This window comes from Trueperella sp. LYQ141, from assembly GCF_046599555.1.
Lineage (GTDB): Bacteria > Actinomycetota > Actinomycetes > Actinomycetales > Actinomycetaceae > Trueperella.
Genome location: NZ_JBKIWQ010000004.1, coordinates 72,971 through 95,779 on the forward strand (window position 1 = coordinate 72,971; position 22,809 = coordinate 95,779).

General features: G+C 52.7%; 16 protein-coding genes. 7 read left to right on the forward strand and 9 right to left on the reverse strand.

Translation table 11 applies throughout. From position 1 onward, the window contains the following. Positions 1–16: 16 nt before the first annotated feature. Together ACLHIJ_RS04045 and ACLHIJ_RS04050 are read right to left on the reverse strand one after the other, a co-directional pair. Positions 17–148 (reverse strand): ComEA family DNA-binding protein, encoded by a 132-nt coding sequence (locus ACLHIJ_RS04045; protein WP_411298519.1) that lies wholly within the window; start codon positions 146–148, stop codon positions 17–19. After that, entirely contained in the window at positions 145–939 is a 795-nt protein-coding gene (locus tag ACLHIJ_RS04050; protein WP_411298520.1) for an SLBB domain-containing protein, read from the reverse strand. The genes ACLHIJ_RS04045 and ACLHIJ_RS04050 overlap by 4 nt, the downstream gene beginning before the upstream one ends. 179 nt (positions 940–1,118) lie before the next feature. Between ACLHIJ_RS04050 and ACLHIJ_RS04055 the strand changes: the two genes are divergently transcribed. Then, a complete protein-coding gene (locus ACLHIJ_RS04055; RefSeq protein WP_411297026.1) occupies positions 1,119–3,095 on the forward strand; it encodes a helicase HerA-like domain-containing protein in 1,977 nt (658 codons plus the stop codon). Positions 3,096–3,449: 354 nt separating this feature from the next. On the opposite strand, the gene ACLHIJ_RS04060 is transcribed toward ACLHIJ_RS04055, so the two are convergent. Beyond that, positions 3,450–4,415: an aldose 1-epimerase gene (locus ACLHIJ_RS04060; RefSeq protein WP_411297025.1), complete on the reverse strand. Its 966-nt coding sequence runs from the start codon at positions 4,413–4,415 to the stop codon at positions 3,450–3,452. 435 nt (positions 4,416–4,850) lie between these two features. Continuing rightward, positions 4,851–7,742, reverse strand: coding sequence for a leucine--tRNA ligase (gene leuS, locus ACLHIJ_RS04065; RefSeq protein WP_411297024.1), 2,892 nt, complete (start codon positions 7,740–7,742; stop codon positions 4,851–4,853). Positions 7,743–7,838: 96 nt separating this feature from the next. Here leuS and ACLHIJ_RS04070 point away from each other — a divergent pair, with 96 nt between their 5' ends. Beyond that, positions 7,839–8,285 carry an HIT family protein gene (locus ACLHIJ_RS04070; RefSeq protein WP_411297023.1) on the forward strand — a complete coding sequence of 149 codons (447 nt, stop codon included), beginning with the start codon at positions 7,839–7,841 and terminating at the stop codon, positions 8,283–8,285. A gap of 242 nt (positions 8,286–8,527) precedes the next feature. Here the strand turns inward: ACLHIJ_RS04070 and ACLHIJ_RS04075 are convergent, their stop codons facing one another. The 3 genes from ACLHIJ_RS04075 to ACLHIJ_RS04085 all read right to left on the reverse strand — a co-directional run bounded on the left by ACLHIJ_RS04075 (position 8,528) and on the right by ACLHIJ_RS04085 (position 11,028). Further along, positions 8,528–9,307 (reverse strand): vitamin K epoxide reductase family protein, encoded by a 780-nt coding sequence (locus ACLHIJ_RS04075; protein WP_411297022.1) that lies wholly within the window; start codon positions 9,305–9,307, stop codon positions 8,528–8,530. 211 nt (positions 9,308–9,518) lie between these two features. After that, a complete protein-coding gene (locus ACLHIJ_RS04080) occupies positions 9,519–10,274 on the reverse strand; it encodes an HAD-IIB family hydrolase (protein ID WP_411297021.1) in 756 nt (251 codons plus the stop codon). Positions 10,275–10,602: 328 nt separating this feature from the next. Continuing rightward, complete coding sequence (locus ACLHIJ_RS04085; RefSeq protein WP_411298521.1) at positions 10,603–11,028, reverse strand: hypothetical protein; 426 nt, start codon at positions 11,026–11,028, stop codon at positions 10,603–10,605. 334 nt (positions 11,029–11,362) lie between these two features. On the opposite strand from ACLHIJ_RS04085, the gene ACLHIJ_RS04090 reads away from it, so the two are divergent. Both ACLHIJ_RS04090 and ACLHIJ_RS04095 read left to right on the forward strand, forming a co-directional pair. Continuing rightward, positions 11,363–12,070, forward strand: coding sequence for a DeoD-type purine-nucleoside phosphorylase (locus tag ACLHIJ_RS04090; protein ID WP_411297019.1), 708 nt, complete (start codon positions 11,363–11,365; stop codon positions 12,068–12,070). 10 nt (positions 12,071–12,080) lie between these two features. Continuing rightward, complete coding sequence (locus ACLHIJ_RS04095) at positions 12,081–12,743, forward strand: iron dependent repressor, metal binding and dimerization domain protein (RefSeq protein WP_411297018.1); 663 nt, start codon at positions 12,081–12,083, stop codon at positions 12,741–12,743. Positions 12,744–13,212: 469 nt separating this feature from the next. On the opposite strand, the gene ACLHIJ_RS04100 is transcribed toward ACLHIJ_RS04095, so the two are convergent. Continuing rightward, entirely contained in the window at positions 13,213–14,145 is a 933-nt protein-coding gene (locus ACLHIJ_RS04100) for an AEC family transporter (RefSeq protein ID WP_411297017.1), read from the reverse strand. A 603-nt stretch (positions 14,146–14,748) separates the two neighbouring features. Next, positions 14,749–15,795, reverse strand: coding sequence for a 4-hydroxythreonine-4-phosphate dehydrogenase PdxA (gene pdxA, locus ACLHIJ_RS04105; RefSeq protein WP_411297016.1), 1,047 nt, complete (start codon positions 15,793–15,795; stop codon positions 14,749–14,751). A gap of 711 nt (positions 15,796–16,506) precedes the next feature. Between pdxA and ACLHIJ_RS04110 the strand changes: the two genes are divergently transcribed. The 3 genes from ACLHIJ_RS04110 (at position 16,507) to ACLHIJ_RS04120 (ending at position 22,150) form a co-directional block, all read left to right on the forward strand. Continuing rightward, positions 16,507–17,109: a thymidine kinase gene (locus tag ACLHIJ_RS04110; RefSeq protein WP_411297015.1), complete on the forward strand. Its 603-nt coding sequence runs from the start codon at positions 16,507–16,509 to the stop codon at positions 17,107–17,109. A gap of 739 nt (positions 17,110–17,848) precedes the next feature. Beyond that, positions 17,849–20,182 (forward strand): beta-L-arabinofuranosidase domain-containing protein, encoded by a 2,334-nt coding sequence (locus tag ACLHIJ_RS04115; protein WP_411297014.1) that lies wholly within the window; start codon positions 17,849–17,851, stop codon positions 20,180–20,182. Next, entirely contained in the window at positions 20,183–22,150 is a 1,968-nt protein-coding gene (locus tag ACLHIJ_RS04120) for an Ig-like domain-containing protein (protein ID WP_411297013.1), read from the forward strand. The last annotated feature ends 659 nt before the right edge of the window (positions 22,151–22,809 follow it).

Sequence of the window (22,809 nt, forward strand, 5' to 3'; positions counted from 1 at the left end):
AAAACGTGCCTGCAATTTATCGGACTGTCACGCTATCGCGGATGCGGTTAAGCGTCCGTTCTCCAATACCGTCGATTTCCACTAGCTGGTCCACTGAAGTAAAGCGACCGTGGGCTTGACGCCACGCCACAATAGCTTGTGCAGTCACTGGCCGATTCCGCTGATTTGTTGCAGATCAGTTGCACTAGCGTGATTGAGGTCAATTGGATGCTTTGCCGCACCTGGCTGTGCCGTAGCTCCGCCGGAATTACCAGAAGCATTATTTGGTGCTGCCACAGGCGCTTCCCCCACTGCTGGAACATGGATATGGGCACCATCCACAAGAAAATCAGCTAGGTTAATCGCCGATAAATCTGCCGCACTATTGGCTCCGCCCGCAGCCGCAATCGCATCGTTAACCCGACGCGAGGTATCCAGCTCAACGATACCGGGCGCATTGACTTGCCCCGAGACGTGCACGATAACCTTCTCTTTTGTTGCACCTGCCGTCGTTTCATCAAAGTTTTGAGTTCCTATTTCGCTATGTGACAACCGCCCAATTCGCGCACCCGTCGTATCTGGCGTAGATTGCGAACCGTGCGCTGTCCCCTCGCGATTTTTCGTTTCTTTTTCTCCTGACGCCGGATCAGATACGTCGGCAATAGAGCGACACTGCGGCTGAGTAGCTATCATGCGCGAGTGTTGTAGGTAGACACCAATACCTGCAAAAACAACTAATACGAGGACAAAGACGATAACAACCCGCTGGGCACTAGGGTTGATACGATAGCGATTCTTTCTTCCGCTTACCGTCAGCGCTGAAATATCTTCCCCCGCCCCCATACGTAATGCAGACTGAATAAATGAACGACTCGGATCAGATGAGTGGGGACGCGTGCGTGGCGAACGCCGACTCGGCAAGCGGCGCGGTGGCGGGTTAACATGCGATTCCGTATTCATACCGGCATTATTAAGTGCTTGCTATTCGCTGCGTATCAGAGCAGGAAAACTAGTGGAAAATCCCGACAAGAACACGGTTGTGGAAAGCTTTTTCGTCAGAACCTATCCACTGTCCCGCTCCATGTTTATCTTGGGGAAATATCAACCTCACTGCCCACGGCGCGGCGTAAGATGTCCCCATGGATAATGAGATTGCACGGTTAAAGGCAGAAGCACTTCGAGCTCAAGCAGCCGCAGCAGAAGCACGCGCGGCCGCTGCACAGGCCGAATTAGAGGCCGCCCTTGCAGCCCAAGAAGGCACACATGATTCGGAGGCTACCCGCACAACACAGCCAGCTTCTGAGGCCTCAACTACTCGCGCTTCAGCAGATGCTGTACCGGATCAAGAATCCCACTCTGCACCATCCGCGAGCAGTACCTCTGATACGGCAACAAATAGCACTGCCACTTCACCTGCCCCCTCAGCTTCTCCAGAGCAAGCCAGTGCCAAGCAATCCGAAGCACACTCCGAAGCATACTCTTCCCATGCCTCTCCTTGTGAATTACCGCCACTAGCTCTCAGTATTCGCGAAGCCTACAATCTGCCTGATCCAACAATCACCGTTGGCTCGTATATGGATGATTCGGGAGTGTATCCCGAGGTTCCCATTAAGCTGTCATTGGGCATGCTGAATCGTCATGCCCTCGTCACCGGAGCTACCGGCACGGGAAAAACTCGCACCTTACAGTTACTCGCTGAAGGGCTATCTGACCACGGAGTTCCCTGCTTCGTCACAGATATTAAAGGCGATCTTTCCGGCCTTATGGAGCCCGGGGCTTCTTCTGAAAAGCTACTAGCCCGCACCACAGAACAGGGGCAACAGTGGCAGAGTTCCGCATTCCCCACCGAGCTATACGCCCTAGGCGGTGTCGGTAATGGCACCCCCATTCGCACTACCGTCACCGATTTCGGTCCCATCCTGCTCGCAAAAGTCCTCGGTCTTAACAGCACTCAAGAATCAGCGCTCTCTCTAATATTCAACTGGGCCGACACTAATAAACTAGCCTTGATTGATCTCACTGATCTGCGAGCAGTTATCCAATACCTCTCCGATGAAGGCAAAGACGAACTCGCTGAAATTGGCGGCGTTGCACCGGCTACCGCAGGTGTTATTCTGCGCAAGGTTGCCGAATTACAGTCTCAAGGTGGAGCAGAATTCTTCGGAGAAACAGCCTTTAACGTCAGCGAGTTTCTCCAAACTCGCGATTCTCGCGGCGTGATCTCCGCTCTGGAATTACCAGACGTTCAAGCACGCCCAGCACTATTCTCCACTTTTATCATGTGGCTACTGGCAGATCTTTTCCATGAGCTACCTGAAGTTGGCGATCTAGATAAACCCAAACTCGTCTTTTTCTTTGATGAGGCACATCTCCTCTTTGCCGACGCCTCACCAGAATTCCTCACCCAGGTTATTCAAACAGTGCGGTTGATCCGGTCAAAAGGGGTAGGCATCGTGTTTATCACGCAGACCCCTAAAGACATTCCCGACGATGTGCTGGCACAACTAGGATCACGCATCCAGCATGCTTTGCGCGCACATACACCAAATGACGCCAAGAAACTCAAGGCAACTATTGCTACTTTCCCCACCACCGAGCTACCTCTGGCAGAGATTATTCCAGCACTTGGTACCGGCGAAGCAGTCGTCACTGTTACCGATCCCAAAGGGCGCCCATCGCCGGTAGCTCCAACGCGAATCTGGGCACCGGCAGCCGTCATGGGCCCAGCTTCCGCACAAAAAGTAGCTGAATCCATACAGTCCTCCCAGATCTACCCGAAATACTGCGAGGCTGTTGACCCAGAATCAGCCGCTGAATTACTCGAGGCACGCATTGCCGCCGAGCAGGAAGCCAAAGCCGCTGCCGAAGAGGCACAGCGGGTAGCCAAAGAGCAAGAAGCAAAAGAAAAAGCTGAACAGAAAGCAGCAGAGAAAGAAATAGAGCAAGCCCGACGGGTAGCCCAAAAAGAACAAGAACGCCTCGAACGTCAAGCTGAACGCGAGGAAGAACGGGCTAGCCGACGCAAGGAACGCCTCATGGATTCTATCCTAGCTACCGCGGGGCGCACGATCAGCCGCGAAATTACTCGATCTATCTTTGGCATACGGCGTCGCTAGCACGCTCATAGCACCTATGGACAGGCATACCACGCTGACACATTCGATGAATCGAGCAACTGCCCGATTCATCGAATAATTGCGAGCAGTAACCCCTCAATTAATTACCGATTGATAGTGAGCGCGCGTCATCGTACCGGCAGATATGCGGTGTAGCGCCACGCTATTTTGCTTCTTAGCAGGATAGCGCGTATCTCCTTTTTCGCCCCCGTCAGTCATACTGTCTTAACATCGCTATGTTGTGCTATGCCTACTTCCTGCCGAAGCTACCTGCCTACTTCCGCTTTATACGTCACAACAATAAGCGGGAGATTGCCCTACCCAATCCCCCGCCATTAGGCCTTTTCTCCTGACTTAACTATTGACGCGATAGGTCAACGTCGCTGTCATCTGACGAAGTTGCCCAGGAGCAACACAGACATCACCAGCCGAATCTGGCCGATTGAACGCGTCGGGCACATGCGACATCGGGGCTAAAGCCAATGCGCTACGCGGTTCGCGTTCGAGATTATCACCGGAATAAACGTGAACAACCGGCGCTTCGCCGGGCTCTTGCGTCAGTTCAATTGAAGCCGACGATGCCGGATCACTCACTCGCGTTGTCACCACCCCATAGCTATCCGGGACGAGATCACGGTAGAAATCATCCAAACGTCGCGCACCAATATAATCAATTTCCACAGGATTGCTAACGCCAGACTGAGCTGACTCCCCCGGCAGCGGCACCCCAAAATGATCGGTCAAGATCTTGGTACGCGCCGGAACCCGCACCGCCAAATTAGAGATGCTCGCACGTGCCGGCAGATTGATATATGGATGCCACCCCAAGGTTATTGGCGCAGGTCGATCCGAGGTATTGCGCGCCCACACGGTCAACGATAAATGCTCTTCACCATCTGACCCAGAATCCAAGGAATAATGCGCAGAGATCTCACACGACCACGGATACGCATCCGTCGGTTCAATACTCGTTGTCAAACTTAACGTCGAATCCGTTGCCGTGGCATGAAAATCATGAGCATACGCCAACCCATTCGTACATGCCTCAACGGGAACACTATAGCTCTGCCCATCAAAACGATATGACGCCCACGTCATCGCCCCAGCCCACGGCGCCATCACAATACCGCGAGCGCCAACACCGGCAAAAAGTTCTTCCGCTGTCGCATATCCGCGAATCAACTCCGCTTCTGGCGTCGGCTGCCAGGAAAGAAGAGCTGCACCGCGCTCCGAGATCAATGCCTGCGCTCCAGTCGGCGACGTCAGTTGCCATGCCGGAAGCCCCAATGCACTCGTAGCCGTGATCTCAGTTTTTACCATGCTGCCTCTCCTCATTTAGTTCTCCATGAAGTATTAACCCGACGCCGGCAAAATAAAACATCCGTCCATCATCCGGACGGATTGCTGTGATACAGATAATCAGAAGCGTGATATGTGCGTGTATTACCCGAGGAATACACTGTGCAAGCTACCATCTACATCGCGCTCAATCATCCGCGCTGAGATCATCCATCTGTGCAACACTGAGGTATATTGCGTTCATTTATCTGCTCGGCAAAGCGCACACGCAGATGTGCCTCGGCTACGTATTTCTTTTCGATTCGGCTCCCGCCCGCAGGCACACATTCAGTAGTAATGACGGAAAACGCTCCCACGCTTAACCGCTTAACACTGGGGAGAATCGCCGAATATATGTACGACGGGCACCCACATTAGCTCATTGCGGTGCCCGTCGTGCATGCGGTCGCTCACGTGCTAGGGAACGATATTAACCAAGTTCGGCTCGCGAACAATAACCTTCCGCGGCTCACCCGACAAAAACTTGGTGATACGCTCTGAAGCTAAGGCACGTTTCTCCAGCTCCTCAGCCGAAATATTCGCTGGAACGTCCAAACGATCACGTACTTTTCCTTGGACCTGCACAACGCACGTAACCGTATCATCTACGAGAAGGGATTCATCAGTTACGACGGGGAATGGTTCGTATGCAATAGATTCCGTATGCCCCAACCGAGTCCACAGCTCTTCAGCAATATGTGGAGCGACAGGGTTGACCATCTTAACTAAAATCTCTGCGACCTCTCGCGTGACCGGGCGGGTCGTCAGATGGTTGTTCAATACAATCATCTTCGCAATCGCCGTATTAATACGCAGATTGTCGTAGTCTTCTGTCACGCCAGCGATCGTCCGGGCAACCAATTTCTCTGTTTCTGGATCAACGGCCTCATCAACAACGACCAGCTCGCCCGTCTGCTCATCAATGATGTTACGCCATAACCGCTGCAAGAACCGATAGGACCCAACAATAGCCCGAACTTCCCACGGACGGTCTACATCGAGTGGTCCCATCGACATTTCGTAGACTCGGAACGTATCTGCGCCGTACTCGTCAGCAACATCATCAGGGCTGATGATATTCTTCAGCGATTTCCCAATCTTGCCGTACTCACGGTTCACCACCTGCCCGTTCCACTCATACGTCACCCGATGTGAGCCATCAGCAGCCGGGACTTCCACTACCTCATCAGCCGGTACATACTGCCCGCGCGAATCGGTGTAGGCGTATGCCTGGACGTACCCCTGGTTATACAGCTTGTGGAATGGTTCGCTGGACGATAGATAGCCCAAATCGAACAGGACTTTGTGCCAGAATCGAGCGTAAAGCAGATGCAAAACCGCATGTTCCACCCCGCCGACGTACAGATCCACGCCACCGAGTTTCTTACTCTCGCACGGCCCCATCCAATACTCTTCCACCTGCGGGTCAACGAAGGCTTCATCGTTATCTGGATCAAGATAACGCAGCTCGTACCAACACGATCCAGCCCAATTCGGCATCGTATTCATTTCACGCGTATATGGACGCAGACCGTCGCCCAAATCCAACTCCAGGTTCACCCAGTCTTGCAGACGACCCAACGGCGGTTCTGGATTAGAGTTAGCGTCGTGCGGATCAAAGGATCGCGGCAAATAATCCGGGGTATCCGGTAGCTCGACAGGTAACATCGTCTCCGGCAAACCACGAGCACGCCCCTCGTCGTCATAAACAATCGGGAACGGCTCACCCCAATAGCGTTGCCGAGCAAAAAGCCAATCGCGCAAACGGTACGACACTGCCTCACGCCCAAAACCACGCTCAGAGAGCCACTGAGTCATCCGCGATTTAGCTTCACCTTTGAAAAGACCATTGAGCGAGATCTCGTCATTTGCGGAATCAATAACCTCGCCATCCTCAACCCATGCTGATGACCAATCAAAACCATCGGCCGGTTTCATCGTCGGGACAATATCAAGATCGTATGCCTGGGCGAAATCGAAATCTCGCTGATCGTGCGCCGGAACAGCCATAATTGCGCCAGTTCCGTATCCCATCATGACGTAATCAGCAGTGAACACCGGAATTCGCTTATCGTTGACCGGATTCACAGCATAAATGCCCGTGAAAACGCCCGTCTTTACTCGCTCAGTATCCGCACGGTCCATTTCTGACTTCAGCGCTGCCGCCGCTTGGTACTCTCGCACTGCCTGAACTGGCGTCTGTGCGCCTCCCGTCCAACTATCCTTAGTTCCGCTCGGCCATTGCGCCGGAATCGCCGTTTCGTCCAGCATGGGATGCTCAGGCGAAACAACCATAAACGTCGCCCCAAATAGGGTATCTGGACGTGTGGTAAAGACCGTTAACAGGTGTTCCCCGCACTCGGTTTGTGCTCGGAAATCAACTTTCGCACCTACCGAACGGCCAATCCAATGCCGTTGCATAAGACGGACTTTCTCCGGCCAATCAACCGCATCGAGATCGCGTGCGAGGCGCTCACCATAAGCGGTAATACGCATCATCCATTGGCGCAATTTACGGGAAAATACCGGGAAGTTCCCTCGTTCAGATTTACCTTCCGACGTCACTTCCTCATTTGCCAAAACAGTACCGAGCCCCGGGCACCAATTCACCGGCGCATAGTCAACATAGGCTAGGCGACGCGCATTAACGGCTTCATCTTGTTCAGCCGCACTCAGCTCCGCCCACGCACGCCCATCCGGGGTTGGAATCGTCCCATCTTCGTATCCGGCAATAAGCTCAGAGATGTGGCGCGCCCGCCCCGTCGTTCCGGCAATGCGCCCGGGAGCAGTTTCGTCATACCAGGCATTGAAGATTTGTAGGAAAATCCACTGCGTCCACCGCACAAATTCATCATCGGTGGTTGCCAATGAACGCCGACGCTCGTGCGACATCCCCAGACGGCGCAATTGCCGACGCATATTCGCAATGTTCTTTTCCGTGGTCACTCGCGGATGCGTACCTGTTTCGATGGCATATTGTTCAGCCGGAAGACCGAAGGCGTCATAGCCCATGGTGTACAGTACGTTTTTCCCGCGCATCCGCTGGAAACGAGCCACGGTATCGGTTGCGATATACCCTAATGGATGCCCAACGTGCAGCCCTTTTCCTGATGGATAGGGGAACATATCCGCGACGTAGAAGGACTCACGCGGAAGCTCTTCGCCAGATGACGGAGCAAATTTTCCAACCGGATTCGGCGCGCGGAACGTCTCGCGCTCATCCCATGCATCTTGCCATTTTGATTCGATTTTATTGGCGAGTGCAGCATCGTAGCGATAGGGAAAACTTTCCGGCACATGAGTGGTCATGATTCTCCTTCCACACTTTCTCCCTGCCATCCTAGCTGACAAAACCGAACAATCTCAGGTGCGCACACTGTGAGAGAGAACGCCTATGCTGGAGATATGGCTAGTATTTTTTCTCAGATTATCGCCGGGCAGATCCCCGGAACTTTTGTGTGGGCTGACGAGGTATGCGTCGCAATGGCAACAATTTGCCCGTCACGTCCTGGGCACGTAATGGTTATCCCACGAGCAGAGGTCGCCAAATTTACGGATGTCCACCCTGACACTTTCGCTCATGTAATGAAAGTTGCACAGATTATCGGGCATGCACAGGAGCAGGCTTTCGGTGTTCCTCGATCAATTCTTGCAATTTTGGGCTTTGAAGTACCCCACACCCATATTCACGTCGTTCCTGCAGATAGCGAAGAGGCCGCCAACTTCCACGATATTCCGCAAGCTAGCGGAGCCGAGATCGACGCAGCGATGGAGAAATTGCGCGCCGCTCTTAGCGATTTGGGTCATAGTGACCACATCCCCGAGCTACACAGATTGCCAGAGATGAGCTAGACCTGCTCCTGCCCTGCCGGTACGCAGACCGTTACCGACATCGCATAGCCGCGTAGAGCGTTCGCAGGCAATGATCACATAACTCAACCGCCTATCACGTCTATCTACTTTGTTATTCGAAAACATCACTGCTACGCACTAAAAACACCACCTGCTATTGACCTTTGTTTCTATAGCAGGTGGTGTTTTTATATGTTCTTTACAGATAAAACGAACGGCTCATGCCGCCCAGGCACAGTTTCTCACAACACTAGTGCCCATGAATCCCAAAACCATACGACCGTAAAAATAATGAGCAACGCATAGATCAGACCAATAATCAGCCAACGGTTACGCACCAAAACTGATCCTGCACTCATCGCCCCGCGCCCTATATGACCGGCTTGGAGCGTTCGAGCAAGAAGGTGAACAAACAACGGGATCGTCACACACCATACAACGACGCAGTACGGGCATAGCGACCCTTCTACCAGGTAAGACTGATACGCAAACCACAATACCCAGATAATTCCACAGCTTGCACCCGCGAGCGCCGCTACCCAGAGATATCGTGATAGCCGGCTGCCAGTCAAGAGCACACATCCCAAAGTAGCTATCGCCGCAAAGAAGAGCGCCCCCAATAGCGCATTAGGAATTCCAAAGAATACCTCGCTTTGCCAACGCCCCATCCATTTTGAACAGCCAATTAATGGGTTAATATCGCATACCAGGTGCGAATCAGGGTAGGCGAGATGATGCCGCTCGGATAAGATAAGCCCCGAGGACGCAAGTACTCCTATTACCCCGCTACCTAACAGTACTCCTGCGGTCTCTTTTCCAGCTCCACCTGCACGTTCATGCTCATTGGCTCGCGCTTCATATCGCGATATTTTACGATCCATGCGGGCTAGTTCTTCCTCGCTTGGGAGGTCGCCGTCATCTTCACTAATAGGATCTGACATATTCGCCGCCTCATAGTCATGATCGGGGGTCTCGTCAGCCCTATCTACGTCATGGTGCGGGCGGTGTGCCGAACGCTTCATGTTATACCCTCCTCAGCATTGACCGTCAGGAAGAAATGATTCTCCCCGCACGATTCCATCTCAGATCTCTGTAGTGACGACGAGCCTCAAACGAAATCCGTGTTCGACGAACGCGTTTCTGCCCGCCTTCTCGGTTTCGTTGCTCGCCATAAGCTCTTGCTCCTTCACCCCATCGCAACTGGCGCTCAGGCGCTATCTTCCGATGGAACGATCACTGATGTTCCCGAACATACATTTCGATGAAATTTGCAGTATCTTCCCAGTCTCTCACTGCATGAGTGTCAATTCCTAGTCGAGTGACCGGATAATCATTTCCGCCTTCATCTAAACGATCCCCAATAAAGAGCATCTGTGAGATACGGATGCCTGTGGCGTGTGCGAGCTTCTCTATTCCGTATGCTTTATCAACGCCTTTAAGAGTGATATCCACTGACGTTGACCCACCTGAACGTACCTCTAGATCAGGGATCAACTGTGCCACGGCAGCTCGTAGCTGTTCTTTCTTTTCCCCGTTAGGATCCCAGGCTTTCTTTGCAGTTAGCGGTGCCTGCTGGCCGAGGGCTGAAAAAGTAATTTGGGAGCCACGGTCTTCAATAATCTCACCATACGGGTGGCTTTCCCACAGGCCTAAACGTTTCGCTTCTTCTTCTAGGCATGTTATCGCGTGCCTGCGCTGCGCTTCGCTAAGGTCATGCACATATTCCGCGTTCCATCTGCCATCACGATAACGCATATATCGCGTGCCACAGGTCGGCATGAGATGTAGCCGCTCTAAATGAACGCCAGGATCAGTTAATCCAGCAAGTAACTGGGTCGTGAACTGTTCAAAATTTCCTCCGGAAATCACGCATACATCGTGGAGTGCTAACAACTGCGTTAATGCTGCTGCCATCCGAGACGGTAAGGGTGATTTTGATGGTGCCAGGGTGTCATCAAGATCAAAGGCAATCAAACGATATGTCATCATCTTTTCCATCATAAATATACAAACTGAGCGGCTGCGAAGAGCTTTTCTGAGCACGCGGCGCTTCTAACGATAGATACCTCTAGGTGAGAATGGATACTCTGCCGCACCGTAATACGTACTGACGTTATCTCCGTGATACGCCAGGGCTATGCCCAACAACGCACATCAAAACAATCTACCGTTTATATAACATGGCACATTGCCGATTGATTGAGGCGGTATTCCGTTCCTTGCAGCATCCGACACAGTGCCTTGACAGTGGTGGGGTGCCACCTTAGGCGACACCCCACCTGTTAGAGTCAAGAAGTCTTCTCAGACATCCGGTAACTTACTTATCTTCTTTCTGGGATTGACCAACGAAGTATTCCAGCATGACCCGCGAAGCGCCCATAATCAACAGACCCATCGAGATCTTGACAACTGTATCGAACAAGCTACCGATGATAACCATTGCCGACGGGGAGGAGTATTCCGTACCCGAAGCCAGGACGATGAATCCCCATACCGAGGTGACGCAAAAACCGATGCCGACGATAATGGCAACGATCTGAACGAGCTTAGCTAATACTGGGGTGAAGGTGCGCTTGAAATCCACAGAGAATAAGGCGCCAAAAGCCGAAGGAGCGGCCGGTTGCTGTTGCGGATACCCATAACCGGGCTGCGGCGGATACGGCTGCTGGTAAGCACCAGGCTGCGCAGTGGGCTGCTGCCCGCCCTGAGGCATCGGCTGTTCGTTATTTTCAGGCTGATACATGAAAGCAAACCTTTCCTAAATGCATTGACACATGTAACCCTGTTATTATCCCTCATTCCACCGCCTGTGCCTAGTTTGCTTCAGATTCTTGCGTGTCATCAGCCTATTTCCACAGGCTATTTCTCATATCGACGTAACCATACGGGTCGCGATGCGCTATCTCATGAGTTATCAGGTGTGGATCGCTGTTTTCTCCGTCATACCACGTCAAATATGATCCGTATTTCCTGCCCGACATAGGAACATCGATATTTTTTTCTTACAGAGCTATCTACTGACGGTAGTTTTAGACAATAATAGCTAAGTAACACTGAACGATGACAAAGGAGTTTTCATGGCAACCCCGCACATTAACGCTGAAAATGGCGCGTTCGCACCGGCCGTAATCATGCCTGGCGATCCTAAGCGCGCTGAGCGTATGGCCCAGTTACTTATGCCAGATGCGAAAGTTGTTTCAGATGTGCGTGGCATCAAAGCATATACCGGAACCGTTGACGGAAAACCGCTATCTATCATGGCTTCTGGAATGGGGCAGCCCTCGCTCTCGATTTACGTCAGCGAGCTGTTCATGCATTTTGGTGTCGAGCGCATTATCCGAGTGGGGACGTGTGGTGGCTTATCACCGCGAGTTGCTATCGGTGATGTCATCATTGCCAATGGTGCGCACTATGAGGGCGTCATCAATACCTACCTCATTCCTGAGACTCACTTCTCCGCAGTTGCCTCGCATAATTTAGTACAGGCAGCTTTCGCTGCTGCCGATGGCGATGATCGCGTAGTCGTCGCTCCGGTTATCTCTCGCGATCGTTTCTATGACGTTCCACAGGAAGTCAACGAAGCTGCTGCTCGCGTCGGAACTGCAGGTGCAGAGATGGAAGCTGGCGCTCTTTATGGCCTCGCTGCCCGCCACGGAAAGGAAGCCCTGGCAGTGCTAACTGTGTCGGATCACATCACTGTTCCGTCAGAGGATATGAGCCCCGAAGATCGCGAGACAAACTTCCAGCGCGCTCTCAAGCTCGCAGTAGCTGCTGCTCTTTCCTAATCGCATTACGATGGAGAACCTCTCACAACCAGCAGAGGATTATCTCAAGTCCATCTGGCTCATCTCGGAGTGGGACGGAAAGGATGCCGTCCCAACCGAGTTGGCCAGACGGATGGGCTTGAGCCCCTCAACCGTCACTGAAGCGATCAAAAAACTTGCTAACGCAGGTTACGTGACGCATCGCCGCTATGGTCCAATTTTCCTCACTGAAGCAGGACGCCGCCAGGCGGTACGTATTGTGCGTAAACATCGCCTCATTGAAACGTTCTTACACGTGACGTTGGGATATTCCTGGGAAGATCTCCACGCAGAAGCAGAAGCATTAGAGCATAGCGTCTCCGATCAATTTATTGAGGCAATCGATAAAATTCTCGAACACCCGCATTATGATCCGCACGGTGATCCGATCCCCCAAGCTGACGGTTCTATCCCTGAATTACATTTATTACTGCTCACCGAGACGACTCCCGGCCAAAGAATTCGCATCTGCCAAGTGGATGACAACGCCGAAATTTTAGTGTTTTTAGCTGAGAACAATATTGGCCTGCATGCGCAAGGCACAGTTATCTCCCATACCCCCACGCTTGGTCTTACGATGGTCCAGCTCGCGGAACATCCCGTAGCGATCCCGCAACTCGTAGCACAACGTATTCGGGTTCAAGTTCTGACATAACGCCGTATGGCATGCCATTAACGATTTCGCCATCGGTGGGCGAGATCATTGCCTCTCGCCACGAAAAGCGTTGTAGGTGACGCACTAACCATCTTAGAGAAGGTAGGGCGCAAGGGTATCGCGTAAAACCAGGAAGAGAATGTGTTGTAGACATATTTCTAGTATGACCACACCGTCATTAAGGAATAATTACTGCAGAAAACAGCTTCGCGTTTGTGGAAAGTTCCCAGCTATAACCGAACTCTCAATCTCGTATTAACTACAAGCTCTCCGGCTTTCCGTATCCCCCTCCTCAACACCCACCCAAGACCCCATATTTCAGCACACCGCACTTGCATAATCCCAGATCAATCAGCATTTTCCCAATATTTCTGCGTTACACCCAGCGGCTACCTCGTCGTTTCCTATACCGATAGCAAAACGCTGCACACCACCAGCGCATTATCCTTCTCTATACATCCCGCTAATCTCACAGGAGATATTGCATGGCAAGAATCGTCATCGGAATACCCGCAAATGCAAAAATTGTTGAAACAATTGTTCCTTTTGCCGCCAACTTTCCATCCAACCCAAAACGATCAACAAAAGGACCAGCCATTGACCCCACGGGCATAATGCACATCATCGCAAAGATATGAATAACCGCCACATCTAATCCATATAGCTTCAACAGAATGACACATGCTAATGGCAGCACAAAGAATCTCAATACGATGAAAGGATAAAGCCGCAGCTCCCCTAACAGTTCACGCAACGACAAGCGCGACATCATCGCTCCAACACACATCATCGCAATCGGAGCAGTCGGCGTCCCTAACATGTCACACGCATCATTGATAATAGGCGGCAAAGATATTTGACAGTACAACATACCAATAGCAGCAAGTGACGCTAAAACTGGCATATTTACTGCGCGGCGCAAAGATCGAAACAGCCGAGAAGCCCTACTACCCCGTGGCGTAACATCCATACCCGCCCGCGCAAGTAAGGCGAAGCCGAGAGAATACATGAAAAATGACAGCACCATGACGAATACAGAGGCCAAAACAACCCCATCAAACCCATACAGTGCCCGAGATACTGGAATACCAATAAAACTGACATTCGTACACAGGCTCATAAAGACGTATATCGCCCGATGGGACGGCCGCACGCGAGCACAGCAGACAAAGATATAGCCAAAAACGAGCATGATAACGAACGCTAATACTGCCAAACAACCGGCAGTCGGGATGCGTTGACGCCCTAATTGCGGGTCAACATGCGCCACAGCAGCAATAATCATTGCCGGCATAGTGATATGCACAATGAGATGAATCAGTCGAGTGATGGTTTGCCGATCAAGGATGCCGATCCTGCCAGCGATAACGCCTACCGCGGTAATGATCCCAAAAATAGTCATCTGCGCATTCGCACTCGCCACAGCACTCATTTCTTACCTAATTTCATTGTTTCCACCGACGCGACGATCACCGTGGTTATTATCTCGCCTCACGCTATCTAGCACAGCCCACATAGCACATATACGCAGTTATCTACCCGATAAAGAACCAGACGGCAACGGCTCCTATCTCTACTTAGTGAGATACGGCAATGACGCAGAACAAGCCTCGTCAGCCTAAGCCGCACCAGGAATGACGACGATGTGGCACTGCTAACCATTGACCAGAGGGCAACAATCCATGCGACAACTTACCGATCATCTCTCCGCCTGAGCAGCCATTTTCACAAATACGCCACCCATGCAAGACAAAGCACCACCCTTGCCCGTCTTAGGTAAACTAAGCGCCTTCTTCTCTTACGCCCGCATACCGTCAGTTCATAACATCACTTACCACAACCGCTGACGCGCCACGGAAATTTCACATTCGTGACCGATATGCGCAGAGCGCGAATCACAAACGCGCCACGTATGGTACTGCTCAACATTGAGATGTGGATTTTCTGACCACCCACGCCTCACCTAATCCTCACCGTCACCATATTTTCCCGTCACTATATCTTCCTACTGAGGCATATATTCATCCCGAATCCGCTGTGCAAATGGGGCATATTCCAACGCTGCCAGATACGCCGAACACATCGTCGCATGGCTCGCCACCGCTTTACCCGCAATATCAAATGCAGTCCCATGATCGACGGAGGTGCGCAAGATTGGCAAACCCACCGTCACCGAAATGGTGCCATCAAAATCATACGTCTTGGACGCGATATGCCCTTGATCGTGATACTGCGAGAGCACCCCGTCATATCGCCCTTGTAATCCCTGGTGAAATACCGAATCCGAGGGAATTGGACCAGCAATTTCAATGCCATATTCCCTCCGCACCCGCTCAATAGCTGGAGTCAGCACCTGGATCTCTTCGTCACCAAAATGCCCGCCTTCACCGCCGTGCGGATTAATGGCAGCAACGGCTAACCGCGGGTTGCGCACCCCAAACACCTGTAAGGCTCGATACGCCCGCATAATTGAGCCCACTTGCGAATCGACGGTGATAGCATCCAGCGCATTTCGTAGCGATAAATGCCGCGTGGCAAAGAAAATACGCAGTGAATGGTGCGGATTTTCCCGATTCCGGCAGACGAACATCGTATCTTGCTTAGTGACCCCTGTGAGCGCACCCAGCATTTCTGTGTGTCCAAGAAATTGTGAACCGGACGCCCAGATTGCTTCTTTATTGATTGGGCCGGTAACAATACCCGCAACTTTTTGTTCCATCGCCGCCGACGTAGCAATCTCAATGGCTCTCACCGCAGCATGACCAGCACGAGCGTCTACATTCCCCCATGCTGGTATATCATCGCCCAACACCCCAATATCAAAGATATTTAATGTATTTGGGTCATCAACCACGTTCGCAAAATCGGTGACAACATTAAGAGGCGCTTTCAATCCCAGCACGTCCATTGCCCGAACAATCGCTCCCGTATCGCCGACGATTACACCGGTACCTCGCGGATCAGCGGCACATTCTCGTAAGGTCAGCACCGAAATCTCTGGCCCAATTCCTACCGGATCACCGATCGTCATTACTAATACCGGCTTAGCCATCTTTTCACTCCGTTCTGTTCAACCTCTCAAATCTACCGCGTTCCCTGCTAAATTATTCTTTCTCTTTCGGTATCACCGCAGGAATTCTGGGCTTTACTCTTCACTCTGCAAAATTTTACGGCGGGCGCTACTCACCCAGGATCCATTCCGATTGTCATTCCAATCATCATTCCTTTTCCTGCCACCAGAACCCATACTTTGCTGCGCCGAGAGCCGCTTAGTTTTCCTTTCACCGCATGCGCAAATCGGATACCCTGGGCACGCCTCGAAGAAGCCACGTCTTCTATCTATCCAGCCCCTCCCTGATCAACGCCAGCACAGATCATAAAATACTCAAACTATCAATAACACCTGGGAATCTACATACTATTCTTTATTCGCATATAAACCTGCCCTACTGCCGCACCTCAAGCGATCACATGCCCGCTATTCAGCCGTAAAACAGGTATTTGCAGGAGGGCATTCCCTATCCACAGCCCCCCCCTATCCACCTTTATCTGCATACGCCTCAGCGCAGGAAGATGTGCACATACGAACCCCTGCTGAAAAGAACGCAACAAAGAAGCCACCGAGCAATATTCTTACCGCCTATCAGCGAAGAACAGCACAGCCTTTGATCCTCAGCTAAAATTCTGCTCGGGGTCCTATCTCCCCATCACACGAGACTGCGCTATTCCAGCGCCAAAGCGCACGCTGCAGAGAGGAATCCACATGGCTAAGCTCTACTTCCGCTACGGAACAATGAACTCCGGAAAAACGGCTGGTCTTCTCATGGCGGCACACAATTTCGAAGAATCCGGGCAACGCGTGTTTATCGTCAAACCAGCCCTGGATTCCAAAGCTGGCGCGAATCTCTCTACCCGACTTGGCATCGAACGCGAAGCCGATTTCTTAGCCCAACCCGCTGACGATCTATGCGCCACTATTCGCCATTGGATTGGCACCGAAATGGGATCAACCATCGGCGGAGTGCTGGTAGACGAAGCCCAATTCCTCACCCGCGAACACGTCAATCAGCTCCTTGACGTTGCCCTTGAGCTCGATATTCCAGTCCTGTGCTATGGGTTACGAACAGACTTTTCTACGTCAGTATTCCCAGGCTCAGCTCGACTCCTTGAAGTGGCCCACACTCTCGAAGAGCTCAAGACGATGTGCGGCGCTGGCTGCCGACGCAAAGCAAACTTCAACGCCCGCAAGGTGGATGGGGATTTTGTTCAGCACGGAGATCAAGTCTCTATCGACAATCAGACGAACGTTGAATATGTTGCGCTATGCGGGCAGTGCTACACCAAACTCGTCGGGCATATTTCCTGAGTATTCTGCCACTACCACTACCAGGTACTGCAGATCCATAGCCATATCCGCAATTCCATAACTTATTTGCCTACCCTCTAGGGAATTCTTTTTCCTCATTAGATATGGCTCACAGCTATAGATCGCTCCATAGTTGCGCCTACCGCTCTCGTATCCCCGACCACTATTACAACGCACTACATACGGGCAGCTCTAACCCGCTGCGCTGCGCTAACAAGCAGTAATAACGCGAGAGGGCATTGAGGCGAGCTATGTGAGCATGATAGAATGAGAACGTTCCCAACGACGGGAATATCTCCCTAAGGGGAGATGACGGGCCGCTGAGAGCACGCGGAAGGAGGATTCACAGTCCGCACACGCGGGAAATCTGACGCTCCTGGCAGGTCTCACACGTGGATACGTCTTTTCCTTCGTACCCCACATGGTTCACACAACAGTATGTGACGTTCAGTGTCGCGCACACATGTTAACGTTCGCATATATACGCGGGCTTTCGGAGAGTCTCGGGTAACCTCCACCTCACCGAAAGCGATAGTGCTGAGATATTTCCCGTACATATCTGAGCACTATCTGGTACATCACGTGCCACCACGAGCCATATTGACCATCGTTCACGTGTGACGGTCAGCCAACTGTCAGCCATTTATTGCGTTGTGCGCCTTCCGCTTCTCACACCCGCCACGGGACGCTTTAACGCTCTCAGAGACGAGGGCATTCTGGACGCGAGAAGGAGGATACTTTGCAACCAGAACATCATATCGGTTCCGAATCGGAATACGATCATTCCCACACAACGCACACGTCTGGTTTTAGCCGCCGACGTTTTATGGAAGGCGCGCTCCTCGCCGGAGCCGCATTCAGTAGCATTGGGCTCTTTGGACCAGGGGCAAACTCCGCACATGCCACCGCTAGCGCTCCGGCTCACATCCCGCATGCGCTGAGAAGCCGGATCAAGCCTGCCACGCACGTCTCCGCACGGCAGATCCGACGCCCCTTCGAACTCAGCGCCGTCAATATCACTGGCGGAGTATTCAAACGGGGCTTAGATCAAGGTCTTGAGCTTGCTCGGGCTTATCCAATTGATCGCCTCTTGGCTATATTTCGTCGCAACGCCGGACTCGACACGCGCGGCGCCAATCCCCCTGGCGGCTGGGAAGAATACGGCCCCAATCCAGAAGCACAACGCTGGGGTCCAGCCGAATACACAAAAGGGCAGAACCGTGGAGCAGGCGGATTATTACGCGGCCACTATGCCGGGCATTTCCTTTCCCAGCTCGCCCTTGCCTATGAAAACACCGGCGAAAGCGCCCTATATGATCGGGTTGTCGAATTCGTTAAGGGGCTGAAAGAATGTCAAGAAGCTCTTGCCAAGCAAACTTACAACGGCAAGCCTCGTTACTCCCACCCTGGCTTCCTCTCTGCCTATGGAGAGTGGCAGTTCTCCGTTCTTGAAGAATATGCACCCTACGGCGAGATCTGGGCTCCGTACTACACCTTGCACAAGATCCTTGATGGGCTTTTGCATGCCTATCATGCAACCGGCGAACCTGCAGCACTAGAGGTCGCCGAAGGAATCGGTCGCTGGGTACACTCCCGCCTGTCGAAATGCACCCAAGCCCAGCTCGATAAGATGTGGAAAATCTACATTGGTGGCGAGTATGGCGGTATGAACGACGTCCTCATCGAGCTGTACTGGGCCTCTTCCGCAGCCGATAAGGCAATCTTCCTGCAAGCCGCAAAATTCTTCGATATGAACGATCTGCTCGATGCCTGCGCTCGTGGAGAAGATACCCTGACGGATAAGCACGCTAACCAGCACATCCCCCAGTTCGTCGGTTATGCCAAGATGTATGCCGAAACCGGAGAAGAACGCTATCTCAACGCTGTTAAAGGCTTCTTCGATATGATCGTTCCCGGCCGCATGTATCCGCACGGCGGAACAGGTGAAGGCGAGATGTGGGGGCCACCGCATAAGGTAGCTGGAGATATTGGTCCGCGCAATGCCGAATCCTGCGCTGCCTACAATATGGTTAAAGTTGCCTGGCAGCTCTATCAGCTCACTGGCGAGCAGCGCTACGCCAATTATTGTGAGCGCACGGTACTCAACCATATTCTTGGCGGGCATCGCGATGCTTCCTCCAAAGAAAGCCCCGAAAACCTCTATATGTTCCCAGTTAATGCTGGTGCACGTAAGGAGTACGGCGACGGAAACATCGGAACCTGCTGTGGTGGAACAGGGCTAGAATCCCCGATGCGATACCAAGAAACGGTGTATGCGGCTGCCGACGACGGGAAGACCCTCTACGTCAACACCTACGTCCCCTCCACTCTCACGTGGGAAGAACAAGCCACGACGGTTCGCGTCGCTACCGAATACCCCTATCAGGGGCGCGTCACGATCACTTTCGATAAAGCCCCCAGCGGAGAGTTCACGCTCGCTTTGCGTATCCCAGAATGGGTTTCCAGCACCCCGATGATCACAGTTAATGGCACGCCGAGTTCTGCAGCAGCAGGCGCAAACTCGTATGCAACCATCACTCGCTCCTGGGCATCTGGCGATAGCGTTGTGCTTGACATCTCCCTGCCGGCATGGATCGAATCCGCTCCGGATAACGCCAAACTTCAGACCTTGCGCTACGGCCCTATGGTTCTGTCTGTTGCCGGAGACGCACCGCGATTCCCCGTCATGGCCCTAGGTGGACTATTCAACCTATCCGGTACCCTCAACGACGCCATCGAATGGAAAGATGGTCAAATCCGCCTGGGTGGACGCGACTTCGACCCCGCTCATGCTGGGCATGACATCACCTACTCGATGTATTTCGAACGTAAGGATAAGACGGTTGTTTTCCGCTCGGTAGATTCTGGAGTGATTAATCCCGTATCAGCCAGCGATCCAACAACAACCTTGGTTGACGACATTTGGAAGGCCGCACCTTTCGCTAACCGTGACGCTTTCCTTGAGCAGGTCCGTCAAATCACCAAGAAGTACCAAGACCAAGGCTCAATTTCCGCGCGTGATCGGCAACGTATCTTGGTTGCGGCTGGACGCGCGCGCATGGGAGGAAAATAAATGACACGCATATTCGTCCGAAAGATTCGCACTACCCGATGGGCTTTCGTCGGTATTTTCGCCCTCTTGTGTGCGCTTCTTACCCCACTGGCAAGCCCTTTCGCTGTCGCGGAAGACGCTGCGGAACAACCCCGCAATATCTCCTCGCAGTCCAATGAGGATAATGCCCCTACCGTATCCGTCTCGTACGTTCCCTCGTGGAATCACAAGGATGCGCTCAATGATGACATCACTGACAAAGCCGACCACGGTTCTGTGTGGGGAACCTACGGTGATTTTGCCGCGCAGCATTGGGCACAATACGAGTGGCCAACCGAAGTAACCGCCTCCTCGTCGTCCCTGTGGCTGTGGAATGACAAAGGCGTTGACGGCGCCGATAACGTCCATCATCCTGCGTCCTGGCTGCTTCAGTATTGGGATAACAACACTCAAGCCTGGGTGCCGATCACCGCTCAATATCCTGTGCCTGAAGAGAAGGGGCAGATTGTTGGGCCGACGACAGTTACCTTCGATCCTGTGACCACCACAAAAATGCGCTTGATCCTCAATGCGAATAAGCGCGACAACGAACAGATGCCGTACTACTCCGTTGCTTCAACCGAATGGCAGGTATTCGGCACGATGAAAACTGCCGAACCCGAGCCGGGCGATTCCCTCTCTGACGTATCTATCGAAGAGGTTAGCCTTCGCACTGCAGTTGGTGTCATGCCCACCCTGCCACCAAAGGTGTGGGTGCTGCCAGAAAATGGACCTCTGGCATATCATGACGTCACCTGGGATCCAGTCGATGCCAGCAAGCTAAATACACCAGGAGAAGTTGAAATTACTGGTCACGTTGGCGATAAGCCCGTTAAGGGCACAATCTTCGTCCTTGCCTCCCCCGCTGCTGGCACGCTCGAGCACCTCGATAATGCCTCCACAGTGACAACTGCCGGGGTCGCTCCGGTATGCCCCAACACGGTCGTGGCACAATACTCCGACGGGAGCGCCGACTCGACCTTGCCAGTGACCTGGGATCCGGTTGATCCGTCGGCCTATGCGAAGGCAGAAACCTTCGGGGATATTCTCGGAACGGTAGCGGCCAGCTCTGAGCGTGCAGTGTGTACTTTCTGGGTTGTTGAACCATTCGATTCCAGCAAGCTGCCCCCACATGTGAGTGTGAGCATTGCAGAGTCCCCTGCCGCCAGTGGCTGGTTTACCACCACTCCGCATTTCACCATCACCACCGAACAGCGTGCACATCCAATCGCCACTGTGGAATATTCCTTCGATAACGGTGCCACCTGGACCGCATACCCGCAGGCACCCGTTGCAGTGGATAAGGAAGGCAGCCTGACGATTCTAGCCCGTGCCACGGATGACGCCGGGCAAAGCGCGACCGCCCAACAAGACGTCATGGTAGATACCAAGGCGCCAACTGCCGATATTGGCAAATGGGAAGATTCTGACCCGAATGTTCACTGGTTTAGTATCACCGGCAGTGACGGGGAAAATGGCTCCGGAGTTCAGCGCATCATCTACAGCTCTGGTCCATCGCAAGATCCAGAATCTACCGCGAACGATATGTGGGCAACCTACGAGGAAGAATTCTCGCTGCGCGTGACAGACGCTCCGGTATATCTCCATGTTCGTGTTCAAGACGCTGCAGGTCACCAGTCACAGACCTATACAGTCAAGCTGGATCCGGTTACTCCGGAACCGCAGCCAGAACCAACGCCCGAGCCAAATCCGCAACCAGAACCGCAACCGGAACCAAATCCAGTGCCGAATCCGAACCCGGTACCCACGCCTGGGGCGCCGAGCGATCCCAGCTCGCCAGTAGCTCCAGCGCCGGTTCCCGCTGACGGAGAACCGGAAGGAACGATTCTGGCACACAGTGGTGCAGCTATCGGTACAACCCTGCTAGCTATGCTTGGTCTGCTTGGCGTAGGTAGCGCATGTGTTGCCGTGCGTCATTCTCGACGCTAAGGCCCGCTCTGCGATCCACGCTCCTTGCTGCGGTTCATGCCGCGCACGCTAAGGAATCGCAGTAGCACCCGATGTGTTCCTCGATGACGTACCCATCACGAACACATCCAGACTGTGGGGAGTTCCAGCAACGGACTCCCCACAGTTTTTATATACATATACACCTTTGTACAAGCAATCGGCGGCATTCTATACACGGGTGGATTTATGCAGCCTATCCAGCGATGTCATTTCGCGTAGCGTGACGACGATTCGCCATGATCCTCTGCAGATACCGGCGCTGCCCTGCCGTAGAAAATAGCTGCGCGCCCCAACACTCGCCATCACTCGCAGACCGTGATTGCGCACAGCTTTGGATTCGCACAGCGCATTATCTGCCATATACCGGAGAAACTACTGCCATATCTGGCACTGCTGCACACCGCTATCTCTGGGCAAAAAATACCGTCTTTTCCTAGCTAACAAGCTAGAATATGATCCGGGTCATGCGCCAAGCGATCAGAACACGAGTCAGAAAACGAGAGAAAATTCTTTAGCTATTTCCGCTCAGTTAGACATCTTGTGCGAGCTTCCATCCTATTTGCGTGTTTCTCTAAGCGTATTAACCCTTTAACGGCGAAACAGAGCAGACAGTGGAAAAACCACCCGCAAAACGATAG